The following is an 18,901-nucleotide window of genomic DNA, read 5'->3' as shown; positions in this document are numbered from 1 at the left end:
GGCGATCCTCGCGGCAACCCGCACCAAACCCACTCAGCCACGCCGAAACCCGCGCCACTAAATCAGCAGTCTCCTAGGCCAGCTTCGCCAGCAACAGCGCTTCGGTGACGGCGGCCCGTTCCAGCACCCCGAGGTGCACGCTCTCGTTGACGCTGTGCGCCTGCGTGGCCGGGTCCTCCATGCCGGTGACCAGGATCGTGGCCTGCGGGTATGCGCCGGCGAACTCCGCGATGAACGGGATCGAGCCGCCCATTCCCATCTCGACGGGCTCGGTGCCCCAGGCCTGCCGGAACGCGGCGCGCGCGGCGTCGTAGACCGGCCCGCTGGCGTCGATGGCATACGGCTGACCGAACTCGCCGGGCGTGACGGTCACGTGCGCGCCCCACGGCGCGTGCTGCTCGAGATGGGTGCGCAGCGCGTCGAGGTGCGCGACGGCGTCGCCGCCCGGAGCGACCCGCATGCTGACCTTCGCGCGAGCGCGCGGGATCAGCGTGTTCGACGACGCCGCAATCGATGTCGTGTCGATGCCGATCACCGTGATCGCCGGCTTGCCCCAAAGTCGTTGCGGCACTGAGCCGGAACCAATCTCGCTGACACCGTCGAGCAGCCCGGTCTCGGCACGCACCCGCTCGTCGGGGTAATCCACAGCAGCTACCGCGCTTTCGTGCAGGCCGGCCACCACCACGTTGCCGTCGTCGTCGTGCAGGCTGGCCAAAAGCCGCACCAGCACGCTGAGCGCGTCGGGCACCACGCCGCCCCACAGGCCGGAGTGCAGTCCGTGGTCGAGGGTGGCGACTTCCACCACGCAATCGGCCAGCCCACGCAACGACACGGTGAGCGACGGGACGTCGATGCTCCAGTTGTCGGAATCGGCGATGACGATCACATCGGCGGCCAGCGCGTCGCGGTGCGCGGCCAGCAGCCGACCCAGCGACGGCGACCCGGACTCCTCCTCCCCTTCGACGAACACCGTCACCCCCACCGGCGGATTGCCGCCGTGTGCCCGAAACGCCGCCAAATGCGTTGCGATACCGGCCTTGTCGTCGGCGACACCGCGCCCGTAAAGCCGGCCGTCGCGTTCCGTCGGCTCAAACGGCGGCGACGCCCATTGGGCATGGTCACCTTCGGGCTGCACGTCGTGATGCGCGTAGAGCAGCACGGTGGGCGCGCCCGGCGGTGCCGGATGTCGCGCGATGACGGCCGGCGCGCCGTCCGCGCTGACTATCTGCACATCGCCAAAACCGGCCTGCGCCAACAGGTCCGCGACAGTCTGGGCGCTGCGGTGCACCTCGCCGCGCCGGGCCGGGTCGGCCCACACCGACTCGATGCGGACCAGGTCCTCGAGGTCCCGTCGCACCGAAGGCAGCACAGCGCGGACGCGTTCGATGAGATCGCTCATGCTTCACCTCTCTTGCCGCGAACGTGCACAGAATGCCGCCCAAACGCGCTCAACCCGTACAACTATGCACGCTCGCGCCGGAAGGTGAGCGAGGGTCACACCTCGAGGATGGCTACGGCGGCGGCGGTGTCTGCCTCGTGGGTCAGCGACACGTGGATTGTCACGTCTTTCAGATGCTCGGCGATGGCGCCGGTGAGCCGGACCCGCGGCCGGCCCCACATGTCGGTGACCACCTCGATGTCGCGGTGAATGCCCTCCGGCAGCACCGGCCGCTGCGCGAACCGCGACCCCGACCAGGCCTTGATCACCGCCTCCTTGGCCGCCCACCGGGCCGCCAGGTGGCGCGCCGCCGACGAGCTCTTGTCGGAGGCGTCGCGGCGCTCACCCGGCGTGAAGGTTTCCGCGAACACCGTTCCCGGCTGGTCGACCTGGCCGGCGAACTCCGGAATGGACACCAGGTCGATCCCGATCCCGACGACGCTCATCGATCAACGAACAAAGACGTCGTCATCGCCCAGCCGCGCCGCCGGGTCCAGCAGCATCGCGGCCTCCTGTGGCTTTTCGGCCGTCGCGTGGTCGAAACGACGGTCGGCGGGCCGCTCGTACATCGGGCGTCCGCCGGCGATCGCCGAGGCCAGCCGCCGCTGCCCGGCCAGCAGTCGCGCGTCGGCGCGCTGCCGGTACTCCTCGCGTTGTTCGGGGCTCAGCGTGGCCAGGAACGCCTGCGGGTGCACCAGCGCGATCAGCCCTGACACATGCCCGAAGCCCAGGCTGGTCACCAGGCCGGCCTTGAGCGGGAACTTGCCGCCGAGCCGCAGCGTGTCGCGGACCCAGACGAAGTGCCCGGAGCCGGCGAGCTCGTCGTCGACGCAATCCAGGCTGCGGTTCGGCGGGATGACGCCGTCGCGCAGGATCTGGCACAGACCCATCATCTGGAAGACCGCGGCGCCGCCCTTGGCGTGCCCGGTCAGGCTCTTCTGCGACACGATGAACAGCGGGGCGCCGTCGGAGCGGCCCAGCGAATCGGCAAGCCGCTCATGCAGTTCCGTCTCGTTGGGGTCGTTGGCCAGCGTCGAGGTGTCGTGCTTGGAGATCACCGCGATGTCGTCGGCGCCGACGCCGAGTTTGGCCAGCGAGCGGGCCAGCGGCGAGTCCTTGCCGCCGCGGCCGGCGCCCAGCGCGCCGAGCCCGGGCGCGGGGATCGACGTGTGCACCCCGTCACCGAACGACTGCGCGTATCCGACCACGGCCAGCACCGGCAGCCCCATCTTCACAGCCAGGTCCCCGCGGGCCAGCAGAATGGTGCCGCCGCCTTGGGCTTCGACGAAGCCCAGCCGCCTGCGGTCGTTGGGCCGAGAGAACTTCGAGTCGCTGATGCCGCGGCCGCGCATCATGCCGGTGTCGGCGGTGGCCGCCATGTCGCCGAAGCCGATGATGCCCTCCAGCGTCAGGTCGTCGATGCCGCCGGCCACCACCAGTTCGGCCTTGCCCAACCGGATCTTGTCGACGCCCTCCTCGACCGACACCGCCGCCGTCGCGCACGCGGCGACCGGGTGGATCATCGCGCCGTAGCTGCCGATGTACGACTGAACCACGTGCGCGGCAACGATATTCGGCAGGACTTCCTGGAAGATGTCGTTGGGCTTGCTGCGGCCCAACAGGTTTCCGTGGTACATGGTCTGCATCGAGGTGCCGCCACCCATGCCGGTGCCCATGGTGTTGGCCACCAGCGTCGGGTGCACGTAGCGCATCACCTCGGCGGGGCCGAACCCGGCGGACAGGAACGCGTCGACGGTCGCGACGATGTTCCACACCGCCAGCCGGTCGATCGAGCTGGCCAGGTCCGCCGGAATCCCCCACACCGTCGGGTCGAAGCCGGTCGGGATCTGGCCGCCGACAATGCGCGACAGCTTGTTCTTGCGCGGCACCCGAATCTCGGTGCCCGCCTTGCGCGTCACCTGCCAGTCGGTGCTGTCGGGCACCGGCCGGATGACGGTGTGCTCGGGGTCGAACTGCACGAAGGCGCGCGCCTCGGCCTCCGACGACACGACGAAGGTGAAGTCCTTGTCGAGGAACACGCTCACCAGCAGTGGCGAGGCGTGGTCGGGGTCGATCGAGCCGTCGTCGACCCACTCGCGGATCCCGACGCGCTCGACCACGGCGTCGTGGTAGCGCTCGACCAGCTCGGATTCGTCGACGAGTTCACCGGATTGCGTGTCGTACCAACCGGGTTGGGGGTCGTCTTCCCAGCGGATCAGCCCGGTGGTCCAGGCCAGCTCCAGCACCCCGGCGGCCGACAGCTCGTTTTCGACCTCCATCTCGAAGCGGGTGCGCGACGAGCCGTACGGCCCGAGCTCCGCGCCACCGACGATGACCACCAGATCGGCCGGGTCGACGTCGAGGTCGTCCCACTCCGGCGGCGGCGCCGGCGTGTAGCCGCGCGGCGGCGACGGCAGCGCGGCGATGGTGCCCTCGGGCGCGGAGTCGTCGTCGGTCGCGGCCTCGGACGTCATCTCTTCGCGGGCCTTGGCGGCCAGCTCGGCCATGTCGAGCTCGACGTCGCCGAGCCCGCCGGTCAGGTCGACCTTCAGCGGCGCGTTGGCGGCCGCGGCCTTGGACTCGATGTCGCAGAGCCCCAGCAGCATCGCGGCCATCTCGTCGGTGGAATACGTTGTCACACCAGCTTCTTCGACGGCGCTGACGATCGCGTCGTTGTGTCCCATCAGCCCGGTGCCCCGGGTCCAGCCGATCAGCGCGTGGGCCAGACTGACCCGCTGCGCCCACGACGACTCGGCGTGCCAGCGGGTGACCACCGCGTCCAGCGCCGACTTGGCTTCGCCGTAGGCGCCGTCGCCGCCGAACATGCCGCGGTTGGGCGAACCGGGCAGCACCACGTGCAGCCGCGACGCGATGTCGCGCTCGGCGCCGATGCTGGACAACCCGCCGATGAGCCGTTGCACGGCCCACAGCAGCACCTTCATCTCCATCTCGGCGCGCGACCCGGCCTCCGACAGGTCGCCGGCGACGCGCGGCGCCGCGAACGGGAACAGCAGCGTCGGGGTTTGCGCATCCTTGACGTGAATCGACAGCGGCCCAAGGCTTTCGGTCTGCTCGCTGCCCACCCACTCGACCAGCGCGTCGATGTCGGAGTAGGACGCCATGTTGGCCGGCACCACCCACAGCGCGGCGTCGTAGCGGGCGTGGTCGCGATACAGCGTGCGGTAGAACGCCAGCCGCTCGTCGTCGAGCCTCGACGTCGTCGCGATCACCGTGGCGCCGCCGTCCAGCAGCTGCCCGACCACCGACGCGGCGATCGAGCCCTTCGATGCGCCGGTCACCACCGCGACCTCGTCGCTGTAGCGGCCCTTGTCCGGGTTCTCCGCGCCGGCGGCGATGCGGCCGTACAGCGAGGCGTGGATCTGCCGCCCGGCGGCCAGCGCCTTGCCCTGCCACCAGGTGGCCTGGGTCGCCACTACGTGTCCGGCCCCCTCGAACCGTTCGGAGAGGCGCGCCCAGTCGGCGTCGATGTCGTCGTCGTCGGCCAGCCACAGCTTGACCAGGTCCTCGCGGGCGCTGGCCCAGCGGTCGTCGAACACGACGGCCTTCTTGGCGTCGAAAGCCGGCGCCACCAGCCGCGGCCAGTCCGCCCCGAGTTCGGCGGTGACCAGGTCGATCAGTTCGGCGTCGGTGGCCGCCGCGGGCGCGGTGACAGGGTCGTCGAGCCCCAGCTGGTTCAGCACCAGGCGGGCGGCCGACGCGAGAACGCCGTCGCGGCCGGTGATCTGGTCGGTGAATTCGGAGAGCGCCGCGGCGTCGACGGTCGCCCCGCCGCCACCCGAGGACGGCAGTGCCACCGAAACCCCTTGGCGCGCAGCCACTGCCGCAACCGCGGCGTCGACGACCTTGTCGACCGAAGCGGCGTCGGCCAGCGCGCCCTCGTGCAGATGGCCCAGCGCGCCGCCGCGCACGCTGCTGCCCTCGCGGGTACCCAGCGCGACCTCGACGGTGACGTGCTTGACCCAGCCGTCGCCGAGTTCCCAGGTCTTCTTGACCCGTTCGGCGATGGCGGCCGGTCGCTTGCCCGACGGGCCGAACGCGGTGCGCAGCTGGTCGTTGATCGCGTCGGAAAGCACTGGGCCGAAAGGCTCATAGGTGCGGGCCAGCTTGGAGACCTGCGAGCGCAGCCCGGCCAGATCGGCCTCGGCGGCGCCGTCGATGGCGCCCAGGTTCAGCTCCGAACCCAGGTCGACCAGCAGCTGGTTACGCCGCGACGACGCACCGTCGGTGATGGATTCGATGGAATCCAGCGGCTCGATCTGGTCGATGCGCATCTTGGCCGACAGCGCGATCAGCGCCAGCGTGGCGTCGGCCGCGTCGAACGGAATGTCGTCCGGGCGTGGAGCACCAGACGGAGCCGCGGCCGGAGCGGGTGCGGGGGCCGCATCCGCTTGCGGCGCAGCAGCTTCCGCGGCGGGCTCCGCTTCCTCGATCTCCGGCTCCGGCTCTGGGTCGGTATCAGTGGCGAACAGCACCGCGGCGTCGCGCTCGGCGTTGAGCACTTCCACTGTGCTGTGGGCGTATTCGGGCAACTTCAGCGTGTTGGTGGCCAGCCCGGCGACGGTCGGCGACGATTTCACACCGATCTCGACGAAGCGCTCCACCCCCAGGCCGCCGGCGGCCTCCTCGGTGAACAACAGATCCTGCGTTTCGATCCAGCGCACCGGGCTGGCGAACTGCCACGCCAGCAACTCGATGAAGACGGTGCGCGCCATCTCGCGGGGCCGCTCGCGGAGCCAGGTGTCGTAATCGGCGAGGATCGGGTCGAGCGGCTCGGCCGGCACCAGATCGCGGATCTCCTGGATGAAGTCGCGGTCGAGGGTGAACGGCCGCGGCACCAGGTTGGGGATGTAGCGCCCGATGATCAGGTCCGGATCGGCGTCGCGCGGCATGACCCGGTCCAGCGACCGGCGGAATTCGGCGACCCCGACCCGCAACACCCGCGAGTGGAACGGCACGTCGATGCCGGGCACCAGGATGAAAGAGCGCTTGCCGCCGGTGATTTCGCGACGCCGCTCGACCTCGGCCTCCAGTTCCTCGAGGCCGCGGACCGTGCCGGCGATCGCGTACTGCGAGCCGCGCAGGTTGAAGTTGACGATCTCCAGGAATTCACCTGTGCGCTCCGAGATCTCGGCGACGAACGCCGTCACGTCGGCGTCGTCCAGATCGATCTGCGACGGGCGGATCGCGGCCAGCCGGTAGTTGGAGCGGCCCAGCTCGTCGCGCGGCACGATGTCGTGCATCTTGGAGCCGCGGTGGAACACCATCTCCAGCAACGCTTCGAGCTCGTAGATGCCGGTCACGCAGGCCAGCGCCGTGTATTCGCCGACGGAGTGGCCGCACGCGATCGCGCCTTCCACGAACGCGCCCTGCTCGCGCATCTCGGCGACCTGGGCGGCCGCCACGGTCGCCATCGCGACCTGGGTGAACTGGGTCAGGTACAGCACGCCTTCGGGGTGCTGGTAGTGCACACCCGACGCGATGATGCTGGTCGGGTTGTCGCGCACCACGTGCAGCACCGAGAAGCCCAGGGTTTCGCGGGTGAACTTGTCCGCGGAGTCCCACACTTTGCGGGCGGCCTTGGAGCGGGCCCGGACTTCCATGCCCATGCCCTTGTGCTGGATGCCCTGGCCGGGGAACGCGTAGACGGTCTTGGGCGCGGCCAGCCGGGCCGTCGCCGACATGACGAGATCCGATCCGATTCGGGCTGCGATCTCCAAAACCTCGGCGCCCTGGTCGATTCCGACCCGGTCCACCCGGAAGTCCACCTCGTCGCCAGGGCGGACCATGCCCAGGAAACGCGCGGTCCAGCCGACCAGCCGGGCCGGCGGCCGGGCCTGGCCGTCGGTGGCGGTCACCACATGCTGCGCCGCGGCCGACAGCCACATCCCGTGCACGATCGGCGATTCCAGTCCGGCCAGCAGCGCGGCGGCCCGGTCGGTGTGGATCGGGTTGTGGTCGCCGGAGACCACCGCGAACGGCCGCATGTCGACCGGTGCGAAGAGCGTGACGTCGCGGCGGCGGCGCCTCGGGGTGTCGGTGGCGTTGTCGGACACCGCGCCGCCCGCACGCAGCGGGTCGGTCAGTTCGGCGGCGCCGGTGCGGCCGCGGATGGCGAAGCGTTCCTCGAGGGTGGCCAGCGTCTTGCCGTCGGCGTCGGCAACGGTCACCGACACCGGCACCACCCGGCCGACTTCAGTGTCGGTGGCGGTGGAAGCCGTTGCGGTGACAGTCAATTGGGTCGGCACTGTGGGCAGCTTGCCGACCAGGTGTGCGGCATGGTCCAGGTGCACCAGGCTCAGTAGGCCCTCGACGACGGGAACGCCGGTGGCGGTGACGGCCGAGCCGATCGCGGCGAACACGGCGGGCCAGCAGCTGCCGACCAGCGCGTCGGGCACGGTGGTCAGGCCGGGGGCCAGTGGCTCGCCGAAGGTGGCGGTGACGCCGGTGTGGTCGGCGACCCGCTCGGGGTTCCAGTCGACGGTGACGGTGGCCGTCCCGTCGTGCACCGGCGGCAGCGCGTCGGGCCCGTCAACGCCGGCGGCGATCGCCAGCACCGACCGCATCGCGGCGGCCGCGTCTTGCGTGTCGATGACCGGGGTGCCGCCGTCGACCACTGTCGGCGGCAAGGTGAACCGGATGTCGATCCAGGTGCCGGAGATCGGCACGCTCAACACGACCTGCTCGCCCTCAGTCTGCAGTCGCGCCCCGGTGGAAGAGTGTGTGGCGGTGCGGTTTTCGTGTACCTGCCAGTCGGCGGGGTCGGCGATGCGATGCACCGGGTTGGTGGCGGCGCGGCCTGCCCACAGCACGTCGGGGGCATCCAGCACGACGGCCAGCGGCCCGCTCACGTTGGTGCGGCCCTGCCGACGCGCGGTCACCGGCGCCGGTTGCCCGTTGGACGCGAGCACCTCGTCGATGGCGGCCTGCTCGAAGCGGTCGAGCAGCTCGCCGACGGGCTCGTCCATCCGGGTGATGCCGGCCACCGACGCGGTGCCGGGGATGATGCAGACCTGGTCGGCGTCGTAGCGGGCGTCGTGCGCCTGCCACAGCGAATCGCTGCGCCACCACCGCCGGACGTCCTTGTCGATGACGGGCACGAAGTTGACCGGCTTGCCCAGCGTCTTGCACAGCGTGACGAAGAACGGCACGTCGGCGGGGTGCAGCTGCACAGTTTCGGCGTCGGGGTAACGCGCCAGCAGCGCATCGATCGCCTCGTCGGGGCGTTCGAGCGATTCCGGATCGTTGAACAGCGTCTCGATCGGGCCGAAATCCTTGGCATGCAAACGCGCTTCGGCGCGCTGCAGCATCTGCTGGAAGCGGTCGCGCCAGGTGTCAGCCAGCCACGGGCTGCCCGGTGACGCGGTGTCGGCGGTCGAGTTGCCGTCCCCGATGGTCAGTTCGACATAGCGGCGCAGCCACTGCAGGTAGGTCATCTCGCCGACGTCGCCGAAGTACGGCTTGGCGGTCTTGTTCAGCGCGGCGATGATCTCGTCGCGGCGCTTGGCCACCGCCTCGGCGTCGCCGGCCACCTCGTCGAGCAGCCGGCCGCAGCGTGAGGCGGTGTTGTCGATCTCGTGGATGTCGGCGCCGAGCTGGCTGCGGCTGGATGCCATGCCGCCCTGGGCTTTTCCGGCGCTGATCCACTGGTCGGTGCCCTGGGTCTCGACCAGCATCCGCTTGACCGACGGCGAGGTGGTGGACTCCAGCGTGGCCATCGCCGCGGTGCCGACCAGGATGCCGTCGACCGGCATCAGCGGGAAGCCGTACGCCTGCGCCCAGCGCCCGGACAGGTATTCGGCCGCCCGCTCCGGGGTGCCGATGCCGCCGCCGACGCAGACGGTGATGTTGGGCCGCGACCGCAGCTCCGAGTAGGTGGCCAGCAGCAGGTCGTCGAGGTCTTCCCAGGAGTGGTGGCCGCCGGCGCGCCCGCCCTCGATGTGCATGATGACCGGCTTGGTCGGCACTTCGGTGGCGATGCGGATGACCGAGCGGATCTGCTCCACGGTGCCCGGCTTGAACACCACGTGGCTGATGCCGATCTCGCCCAGCTCGTCGATCAGCTCGACGGCTTCCTCCAGTTCGGGGATGCCGGCGCTGACCACCAGCCCGTCGATCGGCGCGCCGGACTGACGGGCCTTCTGCACCAAGCGTTTTCCGCCGACCTGCAGCTTCCACAGATACGGGTCGAGGAACAGCGCGTTGAACTGGTAGGTGCGGCCGGGCTCGAGCAGGCCGCCCAATTCCTCGATGCGGTTGTTGAAAATCTCCTCGGTGACCTGCCCGCCGCCGGCCAGCTCGGCCCAGTGCCCGGCGTTGGCCGCGGCGGCGACGATCTTGGCGTCGACGGTGGTCGGCGTCATGCCGGCCAGCAGGATCGGCGAGCGGCCGGTGAGCCGGGTGAACTTCGTCGAGAGCTTGACCCGGCCGTCGGGCAGCTGCACCACGGACGGGGCGTAACTCGACCACGGGCGGGCCACCTCGGGCACGGCGCCGATGGTGAACAGGTTGCGCTGCCCGCCGCGGGTGGCCGCCGGCACGATGCCGATGCCCAGGCCGCGGATCACCGGTGCGGTCAGCCTGGTCAGGATGTCGCCGGGGCCCAGGTCGAGGATCCAGCGGGCACCGGCCTCGTGCAGCGAGACCACCTCGTCGACCCAGTCGACCGGTTGCACCAGGATGGCTTCGGTCATCGCGCGGGCCAGCTCGACGTCGATGCCGACCTTTTCGGCCCAGCCGCCGACGATGTCGATGCCGTCGGAGAGCCGCGGCGTGTGGAAACCCACCTCGACCTGGACCGGCTCGAAGACCGGCGCGAACACGTCGCCGCCGCGGATCTTGTTCTTGCGGTCGGCTTCCTCTTTGTCCGAAATCTGCTTGCAGTAGAGCTCGAAGCGCGACAGCTGCTCGGGGGTTCCGGTGATGACGACGGATCGGCGACCGTTGCGGATGGACAGCACCGGCGGCAGCACGGTCCGGACGTCCTGGGCGAACTCTTCGAGCAGCCGGTAGATGCGCTCGGGGTCGGCGTTGGTCACCGACACCATCGGCGGGCGGTCGCCGAGGATCGAGATGCCACGCCGGCGGGCTACCAGGGTGCCGGCAGCGCCGATCAGCTGGGCCAGGGCCAGCAGCTCGACGTCGCGGGCGCCGGCGGCCTTCAGCGACTCGACGCCCAGCACGCCTTGCGAGTGCCCGGCCACGGCCACCGGCGGCGTCGCGGACAGGTCCATGCCCTGGCGTGTCAGCGCGCGCACCGCGGCGATCTGGGTGAGCAGCACGCCGGGCACGGAGACGGCGGCCGAGGTCAGTTGCTTGGCCGAGGGAACCGGGTCTTCGGCCGCTAGCGCGCGCACCCAGCTCAGCGGCTCAAAGCCGATGGGCCGCACCACGACCAGCTCTTTGGCGACGGGCTCGAGCAGTAGGTCCACCTCGCCGACCAGCGTCGCCAGCTCCGACTCGATGCCGGCCGAGGACACCAGCTCCTCGAGGGTCTCCAGCCAGGCGCTGCCCTGGCCGCCGAACGCGACGGCGTACGGCTCGCCGGCGGTCAGACGATCGACCAGAGCGTGGGTGCCCTGCGTGGCCTCGGCGGACATTCCGTCGCGGTCGTCGGACACCCGGTCGTGCTCGTGGATCGTCACGTTGCGTATCTCCTAGGTACGTATCGCTTGTCTGTCAGAGCTGCGCTGCCCTGGGCGTCGTCTGATTCCCCGTCGAATCCGGCCGATTCTCCGCTGACCTGAGGGCTGCGGCGGGCCGGCCCGAGGGGGCGGTGGACTGCATCGGCTGCAATAAGAGTGTCATAAGAACCCTGGGATTTTTCCGGCCAGATCGGTTACTGGCGAGTTCTACGCACGGGTAGCGGTTACGTGGGTAACACCGCGCTCAATCGCGCCCGCTAGCGCGCGGAACAAACCTGCTGCGTGCAGGTGGTTACGGTCGAGTAGGCACAACAGCGCTGATCAAGGCAGTATTGTTATCAAATCGTTATGTTCCAATTTTCGACGTCGCCGCGCGCGCCGCGACGCGTCGGCCGCCGGGCCGCGCCGCCGGCGGCGAAAATTGGGCCGCCGGAGGACGTTTCAAAAGTTTGCTGGAACCTTACCCGCGAGTCAGGTGTGCAAGCGGTCGCGTCAGTCCCACTGGCCGAATTGCGGCTTCATAATGTGGTTGATGTCCACCCCGACGCCGCCGACACTGCGCTTGTCGATCTCGACCTGGTGCAAGTGGGCGGCCGGATGGGTGTATCCGCGCGGCGAACCCCAGTTGTGCTGCCAGAAATAGGAGCCCAGGCCGTCCTGCAGCGCCCAGTCGATGGTTTTCGAGTTGGCGTAGACGCCGACACGCTGGTGGCCGAGCACTGACTCCCAACCTCGCAAATAGGGCGCGACCTGCTGCTTGTACTGCTCGTAGGACGGATCGTCGTCGATGGAGGCATAGATCGGCGCGCCGGTGGGGCCGCCGGCGGCGGTGTGCAGCTGCCATCCCCGCTTCGCGTGCGCGACGCCGGCGCTCTGACCGCCGAGCCAGTCGGCGGTGTCCTGCTTGCCGTACTGGTAGCACGACACGATCTTGAGCCCACTGCCGTACAGGTCACGGGCTTCGGCCAGTTGGATCGGCTTGCCGAGCATCCAGGCGCCGCCGGGGCGGCGGTCGGACACGTACCGGATCGACCCTGCCGCGCCCGCCGCCTTGATGTCGCTGGCGGGGATGACCCCGGCCGCGTAGTCGAGCAGCACGCCCAGGGGGCCGGCCGAGGCGATCGCGGCACGCAGCGACGAGGCCGCGACGCCCAAACCGATCAGGGCTGGCGTCACGGCCGCGCATTTGAGCACCTCGCGCCGGGACACTGGCACGAGTCACAGGGTACGACAAATGCATCAATTACCACATCGACGCCACGAGCCACGCCTGCATCAGAAGTCCTATTGCGCCTCGGCGGTGACACATGCAAAGACTCGAATTACATCTGTAGTATTCGCCCATGCCGTTGGCGAGCGACACGACGTGTGCTGGTTTCCGCATCGTCCGGCACCTGGGTTCTGGCGGGATGGGTGAGGTCTATCTGGCCCAGCACCCGCGGTTGCCGCGACGCGATGCGCTCAAGGTGCTTCCCGCCGACGTGTCCGCCGACCCGGAGTTCCGCGAGCGGTTCAACCGGGAGGCCGACCTGGCCGCGGCGCTGTGGCACCCCCACATCGTCGGCCTGCACGACCGGGGCGAATACGAGGGCCAGTTGTGGATTTCGATGGATTACGTCGACGGCTCCGACGCCGCCAAGCTGCTGCACGACAGCTATCCCGATGGGATGCCCGCGGACGAGGTGGTCGAGATCGTCACGGCGATCGCCGATGCCCTCGACTACGCCCACGACAGCGGCCTGCTGCACCGCGACGTGAAGCCGAGCAACATTCTGATCACCCAACCGGTCTGCGGGTGGCGACGAATCCTGCTCGCGGACTTCGGCATCGCCCGGCGGCTGGACGACATCAGCGGCCTGACGGTGACCAACATGGCCGTGGGCACCATGAGCTACGCGGCACCCGAGCAACTCGTGGACGCGCCCATCGATGGCCGCGCCGACCAATATGCGTTGGCCGCCACCGCGTTTCATCTCCTGACCGGCTCGCCACCGTTTCGGCACAGCAATCCGGCGGTGGTGATCGGCAAGCATCTCAACGGCGTGCCGCCCAAGCTGAGCGACACCAAACCGGAACTGGCCCACCTCGACGCCGCGCTGGCCCGCGCGCTGTCCAAGGACCCGGCCGACAGGTTCGCGTGCTGCCGGGACTTCGCCGAGGCGCTCAAGGGCGACCGTCCAAAGCGGCGTCGCCTTCTGCGCACCCGGTTGGCGGCCGGTAGGCCGTCGGCGTCGCGTATCCACCCGCTGGTGCGGGCCGCCGTCGTCGTGCCGACGCTGGTGAGCCTGATGCTGACCGGGTCGGTGATCGTCACGGGGACGCGGGTCAGCGACGCGCGGCGATCGGCGTCGCCGACGGCCCACGCCGCCGGCGTCCCCGGACAACCACAGGTAATTCCGGCGGCAGACCACGGCAGGCCACCGATGGGTGCACCGTGTGCCCGTGAGGAAATCAACACCACCACCTTCTCGAACTCGAACACGCCGATTCGCTGTATGAGTGTTCGGCACGGCGCGTTGTGGCAGCCCAACGCCGAGGTCGAACGGATGTACCCGCTGATCGCCGGCGAATATGGCTGGCGCAATTGCCTCAAGGAATTTCCGCGCGGCAAATGCGAGGCCGCGGCAGCGGTCATGGCGGGCGCGCCGGGGTCTACCGGGCCGTTCATCCCGCCCGGGACGTACGCGGTTCCCGGGGAGATGTCGCCGGGCCTCTACGCGGCGGCCAACGGGGTCGCCGGTGCCGGCTGCTCCTGGCACACCTACGACAACGCCGGCAACCTGCTGGGGGCCGGCAACGACGGGCAGGACGTGGTCATCGGGCCGCTGGTCGCGCGGTTCAGCACCGCCGGCTGCACGCCGTGGGTCCGCAAGGGGCGCGTCGAGGGGTCAGGCGTGCGGCCGCCGCTCGGCTGGCCCTAGATTTCTGGCCGGCACCCCGTGCGACCACCCAGTTCAGCGAGGCTGAAATTCGGGTCCGCGGCCGCCAGCTTGTACGATCCTCCCCATGCCGCTGGTCACTGGTGCGACGGCTGCCGGATTCAGCATCGTTCGGCCGCTGGGCTCTGGCCAGCACGGTGAGGTCTATCTGGCCGAGCGGCCGAGGTTGCCGCGCCGTCACGCGCTGAAGATTCTGCCCGCCGACGTGTCAGCCGACCCGGTGTACCAGGAACGGTTCTACCGTGAGTCTGACCTGGCGGCCGCGCTGTGGCACCCCAATATCGTCGGCCTGTATGACCGGGGCGAGTTCGAGGGCCGGCTCTGGCTGTTGATGGACTACGTCGACGGCGCCGATGCGACTCAGCTGCTCAGCGATGCCTATCCCGACGGCGTCCCGCCGGACGAGGTTCTCGAGATCGTCACCGCGGTCGCGGAGGCGCTTGACTACGCCCACGACCGCGGGCTGGTGCACGGCTATGTGAAGCCCGGCAACATCCTGCTGACCAAGCCCGAATCCGGTAACCGGCGGATCCTGCTGGCAGATTTCGGTGTGCCCCGGCAGACGGACATGACCGTCGGTGCCGTGAGCTATGCGGCGCCCGAGCAGCTGATGGACGATTCGGTCGACGGCCGGGCCGACCAATATGCGTTGGCGTGCACCGCTTTTCACCTGTTGACGGGGTCGCCGCCGTTCGCGCACCACAACCCTGCCGTGGTGATCAGCAAGCACCTCAACGAGTCACCGCCGCGGCCGGGCGATGTCAAACCGGAACTGGGTTACCTCGACGAGGCCTTTACCCGCGCACTCGCCAAAGCGCCTGTCGACAGGTTCGCCCGCTGTCGAGACTTCGCCGCGGCGCTCCAGGAAAATCACCGCATTCGGTCGGACCTGTCAGACGCCGAGGCCACTACCGTCCTCGGATCGCCGGCCGAAAACGCCATGACTGAGCCGGTCGAAACAGACCACGTCGTCGCGGAGCCACCCGATGTCTGGCACAACGCCGAGTTCGACGAGGCCACCACGTTTCCCGAGCCGGCGCTCTCCGACGCCATAGCTGACGAGGCCGACGAAGACTCGGCAGCTTCACCAGATGTCTGGGAAGACACTGAATTCGACGACGCCGCCCCGTTCTTCGAACCAGCGGTATCCCGCGCAACGACGGCCGCGGACACCTCGGCGACGGCGCGCCGTCGCCGGCTGCTGCAAACCGGGGCGTTCGCCCTCACGATCGTGGCGGTGGCGCTGCTCGGGTACTTCGCTGTCATGTTGCTGCGGTCGCGTTCGTTCCAGGACACGCCGACCGTCGAGACGCCGGCGCCGGTGACCACCATTCGGCCCGCCGCCCCGCCGCCGCCGAGAGCCACGCCGCCGCCCACTGCTGCTCCGGTGCCCGCGCCGCCGTTGCCGCCCGAAGTCAGCGCTCCGCCGTCGCCGGCTGCGACAACGACGACGCCACCGACGAGCATGTCGACGCCGTCCGAGACGCACGCGGCACCGACGACCACGACACGCTCGTCGTCGGCTCCGCCTCCCCTGGACACCCGGCCGGCCCTCGGCATGCCCTGCAGCGCTGCGCAGACGGGCACGGCAACGGTCTCGAACACCGGGGTTCCCATCAGTTGCGTCGATACGCCCGGCGGATTCGCCTGGGAACCGTCGGGTGGCTGACTAACTGCGCCTGGCCGGCGGCAGCACGATGACGCTGACGGTTTCCAGTCCGCGCCGGGCGGTCTCCCGGGTCAGTTCGTTGATGAAATGCGCAGCGGCCGGGGTGATCGACGCTGCCCAGGTTCGAAAGCCATGGACGATGACCGGTTCGCGTTCCAGCAGCGGCTGCACGCAGCGCAGCGCATCAACGACGTCGTCGGGCAGCGGGCTGGCCACCTGCTGGTCGATCCACGTGTGCGCGAGTTCGGTTGCCGCGGCGTCGTTTTCGCCGAGAGCAACCACCTCGCCGGCAAGCTTGCGCAATCGGTCGAACAGCACGTCGCGCCCCGGCGTCTCGGCGAGTGCCTCGAGCAGGGTGCTGGCCGCCGGCGGCAGGACCATCTGACCGAACAGCGCGGGAACCGGCAGCTCCCAGGCGTCGAACAGGTCGGTGTACATCGCAGCCGTTGCCGGGGACAGCGGGGTGCTCAGCCGCCCGATGACGCCGATGCTGTCGCGATGCGAGGTGGCCAGTTGCCGCAGGATGCGTTCGTTGACGTCGTCGTAGTGGGTGGCGGTGGCGGCGTCGATGGCCGTGATCAGTTGATCGAGCCGGTCGCGCTGGGCCACCAGCAACGCGCGGTGTTCGTCGAGGACATCGGCCAGAGTGGTCTGGTCCGCCAACCGCTGGATGTCTTTGATGGCGAGGCCGAGGCTGCGGAGCAAGTCGATGCGCAACAGGTCGAGCACCTGCCCGACGTCGAAGACCCGGTAGCCGTTGGACAGGTGCTCGGCCCGCAGCAGCCCGATTTTCTCGTAGTGGCGGATGCGGCCCGGCGCGATCCCGGTCAGGGCCGTGACGTCGCCGATCAGCAACTGCTCAGCCACGCCTTGACATTACAACGGTGACAAGGTCTGTACTGCAAGCATGGACCGCGATCAGCTGATCGACTTGACCCGGCGCGCGGTGAAACTGGCGCGCGACAACACCACCGATCTGGCGCTGACGGAGCACACCGTCGCAGCGCGCGAGTACACGTCGGTCGAGCGCCACGAGCGTGACGTCGCGATGCTGCTGGCCAGCCCGCAACTGGTCGGCTACGTCTCCGAGTTGCCGGCGCCGGGCAGCTACTGCACCAAGACCGTGATGGGCCGATCGGTCCTGCTGACCCGGATCTCCGACGGCTCGGTCAAGGCGTTCGACAATGTCTGCCTGCACCGGCAGTCGCAGGTGGTCAGCGGCTGCGGCACGGCAAAGCGGTTCAGCTGCCCGTATCACGCGTGGACGTACGACAACACCGGGCGGCTGGTCGGTGTGCCGGGCCGGGAGGGCTTCCCCGGGGTGGGCGTGAAGTCCGATGGGCTGACCGAGTTGCCGGCCGCCGAGTTCGCCGGATTCCTTTGGGTGTCACTGCAACCCGATGCCGAGCTGGACGTCGCCGCCCACCTGGGTTCGCTGGCCGAGGAACTCGACTCGTGGGGCATCAGACGGTGGTCCCCACTGGGCGAAAAGGTCCTCGACTGCCCGATCAACTGGAAGCTCGCGGTCGACACCTTTTCGGAGAACTACCACTTCGCCACCGTGCATCGGCAGACGTTCGCGACGATCGCGCGCAGCAACTGCACGGTCTTCGACGCATTCGGCGCGCATCACCGGTTGATCTTCCCGCTGAACTCAATTCTCGAGTTGGAGAACGTGCCCGAAGAGCAATGGGATCCGTTCCAGAACATGGTGGTGATCTACGCGCTCTTCCCCAACATCGTGCTGTCGGTGACTATCGCCAACGGCGAGCTGTTCCGGATCTATCCGAGTGACAAGCCGGGCAGATCGATTACCGTGCACCAGAATTCGACGCCGCTGGACCTGACCGACGAGTCCGTTGCGGCAGGCGCGCAAGCGGTGTTCGACTACGCGCACGCCACCGTGCGCGACGAGGACTACCGGCTGGTCGAGGCGTTACAGGCCAACCTGGAGTCAGGCGTGCGTGACCGTTTGTTGTTCGGCCGCAACGAACCGGGGTTGCAGCATCGTCATAAGAGCTGGGCCGACGCTATCTCGGCCAGCTCCCAGTCCCGGTAGAGCGCCAGCGAGCGTTCGTAGAACCCGAAGCCGCTCACCGGTTTTCCGCGCAGGGTCCCGCGGTAGCGGTACGGACCCTCCATGTATTCGATCGGCAACGCGTGCGCCGGCGCCGCCACCAACGGCTCACCAATGAGGTCGAGTTGCAAACTGACGCAGGTCAGTCGGTGTCGGTCCGGCATGTAGCGGACCTGGGCGAGCCGCGGAACCAGGGGGCGGATCGAATCCGGCCACCGCACATAGCTGTCGACGGTGACGTCGACGTCCTCGGCGCACTCCGGTGGCCTGTCCGGGTAGCTGACCGTCGCCCCGGAGAAGGGTTGCAGCGCATTGTGGTTGGTGCGGTCGAACTGTCGCCAGATGCTCAGGTCGACGCCGTTGTCCAGGTTGATCGTGCGCCATTCGTGGGAGCGGGCGCGCGGGTCTCCCCCGGTTCCGCCGCCGCCGGCGTAGCGGGGAAACCACTGCCGGTCGACGTGCCCGGCGCTCCCGCTGACCTGTTCACTGATGTCGCCCCAGCGCAGCGTCCCGCTCATCGCCATTCGGGTCTGGAAATACGAATAGGTGTCGTCCTGGCCGAAACAGGCGATCCGGCCGTTGTACGTCGACGCACCCAACGGAACCGGCTTGCGCGTCGGCGTGACCGCCAGCTGGAGGCCCATCGGCCGGCCGGCCTGATCGACGCCCACCAAGTTGACCCGGTAGGTGTAGGGCAGCAGCTGACCGTCGTCGTCGCGGCAGGTGGACCAGGTGGCGGTGCCGGCGCCGCTGGCGTATTCGATGTCGAGGTAGCCGGCCGTTGCAGAGAGTTTCGGCGTGGCCGCGTTGCGCGGCGGCATGTCATAGTCGGTGTAGGTGCCGTATGTGCTTGCGTCGCAATCGAATAGCGCCATCGTGTAGAAGTCGGCGACTACCGATCCGCCGGGTCGGTTTTTGTTGAAGATGGTCAAAAACGCGTACGACCGCCCCGACGCGGCGGCCAGTTCGCCGGCGATGAACCAGGTGTCGGACTCGTGGTCGGCGTGCTCGCCCTCGGCGGCGGGAAAGTGCAGCATCGGGTCGTCGGGCACCAACGAAAACGGGTAGCAGCGCCAGTCGTCGCCCACCTGGACTCCCGTCCCCACGTTTTCTTGC

At 69.1% G+C, this 18,901-nt stretch carries 9 protein-coding genes; 3 read left to right on the top strand and 6 right to left on the bottom strand.

Annotation, left to right across the window (positions count from 1 at the left end):
* Positions 1–73: 73 nt before the first annotated feature.
* The 4 genes from AWC14_RS10890 to AWC14_RS10870 form a co-directional block, all read right to left on the bottom strand.
* Positions 74–1,399 carry a dipeptidase gene (locus AWC14_RS10890; RefSeq protein ID WP_045384637.1) on the bottom strand — a complete coding sequence of 442 codons (1,326 nt, stop codon included), beginning with the start codon at positions 1,397–1,399 and terminating at the stop codon, positions 74–76.
* A 95-nt stretch (positions 1,400–1,494) separates the two neighbouring features.
* Positions 1,495–1,884, bottom strand: coding sequence for a holo-ACP synthase AcpS (gene acpS / locus AWC14_RS10885; RefSeq protein WP_045384635.1), 390 nt, complete (start codon positions 1,882–1,884; stop codon positions 1,495–1,497).
* A gap of 3 nt (positions 1,885–1,887) precedes the next feature.
* Entirely contained in the window at positions 1,888–11,100 is a 9,213-nt protein-coding gene (locus tag AWC14_RS10880) for a type I polyketide synthase (RefSeq protein ID WP_057003467.1), read from the bottom strand.
* Positions 11,101–11,592: 492 nt separating this feature from the next.
* Positions 11,593–12,315 carry a DUF1906 domain-containing protein gene (locus AWC14_RS10870; protein ID WP_045384633.1) on the bottom strand — a complete coding sequence of 241 codons (723 nt, stop codon included), beginning with the start codon at positions 12,313–12,315 and terminating at the stop codon, positions 11,593–11,595.
* A gap of 128 nt (positions 12,316–12,443) precedes the next feature.
* Here AWC14_RS10870 and AWC14_RS29185 point away from each other — a divergent pair, with 128 nt between their 5' ends.
* Together AWC14_RS29185 and AWC14_RS10860 are read left to right on the top strand one after the other, a co-directional pair.
* Complete coding sequence (locus AWC14_RS29185; RefSeq protein WP_081968344.1) at positions 12,444–14,021, top strand: serine/threonine-protein kinase; 1,578 nt, start codon at positions 12,444–12,446, stop codon at positions 14,019–14,021.
* 85 nt (positions 14,022–14,106) lie between these two features.
* The gene (locus AWC14_RS10860) at positions 14,107–15,708 is read left to right on the top strand and encodes a serine/threonine-protein kinase (protein ID WP_069601547.1); all 1,602 of its coding nucleotides are present in this window, start codon (positions 14,107–14,109) and stop codon (positions 15,706–15,708) included.
* Here AWC14_RS10860 and AWC14_RS10855 read toward each other — a convergent pair whose 3' ends face one another.
* Positions 15,709–16,575, bottom strand: coding sequence for a MerR family transcriptional regulator (locus AWC14_RS10855; protein WP_045384630.1), 867 nt, complete (start codon positions 16,573–16,575; stop codon positions 15,709–15,711).
* A 40-nt stretch (positions 16,576–16,615) separates the two neighbouring features.
* Here AWC14_RS10855 and AWC14_RS10850 point away from each other — a divergent pair, with 40 nt between their 5' ends.
* On the top strand, positions 16,616–17,767 hold the full coding sequence (locus AWC14_RS10850; protein WP_045384629.1) for an aromatic ring-hydroxylating oxygenase subunit alpha: 1,152 nt from the start codon (positions 16,616–16,618) through the stop codon (positions 17,765–17,767).
* Here the strand turns inward: AWC14_RS10850 and AWC14_RS10845 are convergent.
* The gene (locus tag AWC14_RS10845; protein ID WP_142281664.1) at positions 17,719–18,873 is read right to left on the bottom strand and encodes a lipocalin-like domain-containing protein; all 1,155 of its coding nucleotides are present in this window, start codon (positions 18,871–18,873) and stop codon (positions 17,719–17,721) included. The two genes, AWC14_RS10850 and AWC14_RS10845, sit on opposite strands and share 49 nt — an antisense overlap.
* Between the last annotated feature and the right edge of the window lie 28 nt (positions 18,874–18,901).

Origin of the sequence: Mycobacterium kyorinense, assembly GCF_002101735.1 — a bacterium.
GTDB classification, from domain to species: Bacteria; Actinomycetota; Actinomycetes; order Mycobacteriales; family Mycobacteriaceae; genus Mycobacterium; species Mycobacterium kyorinense.
The sequence above is the reverse complement of the archived record's forward strand: the minus strand, read 5'-3'. Positions and strand labels throughout refer to the sequence as shown.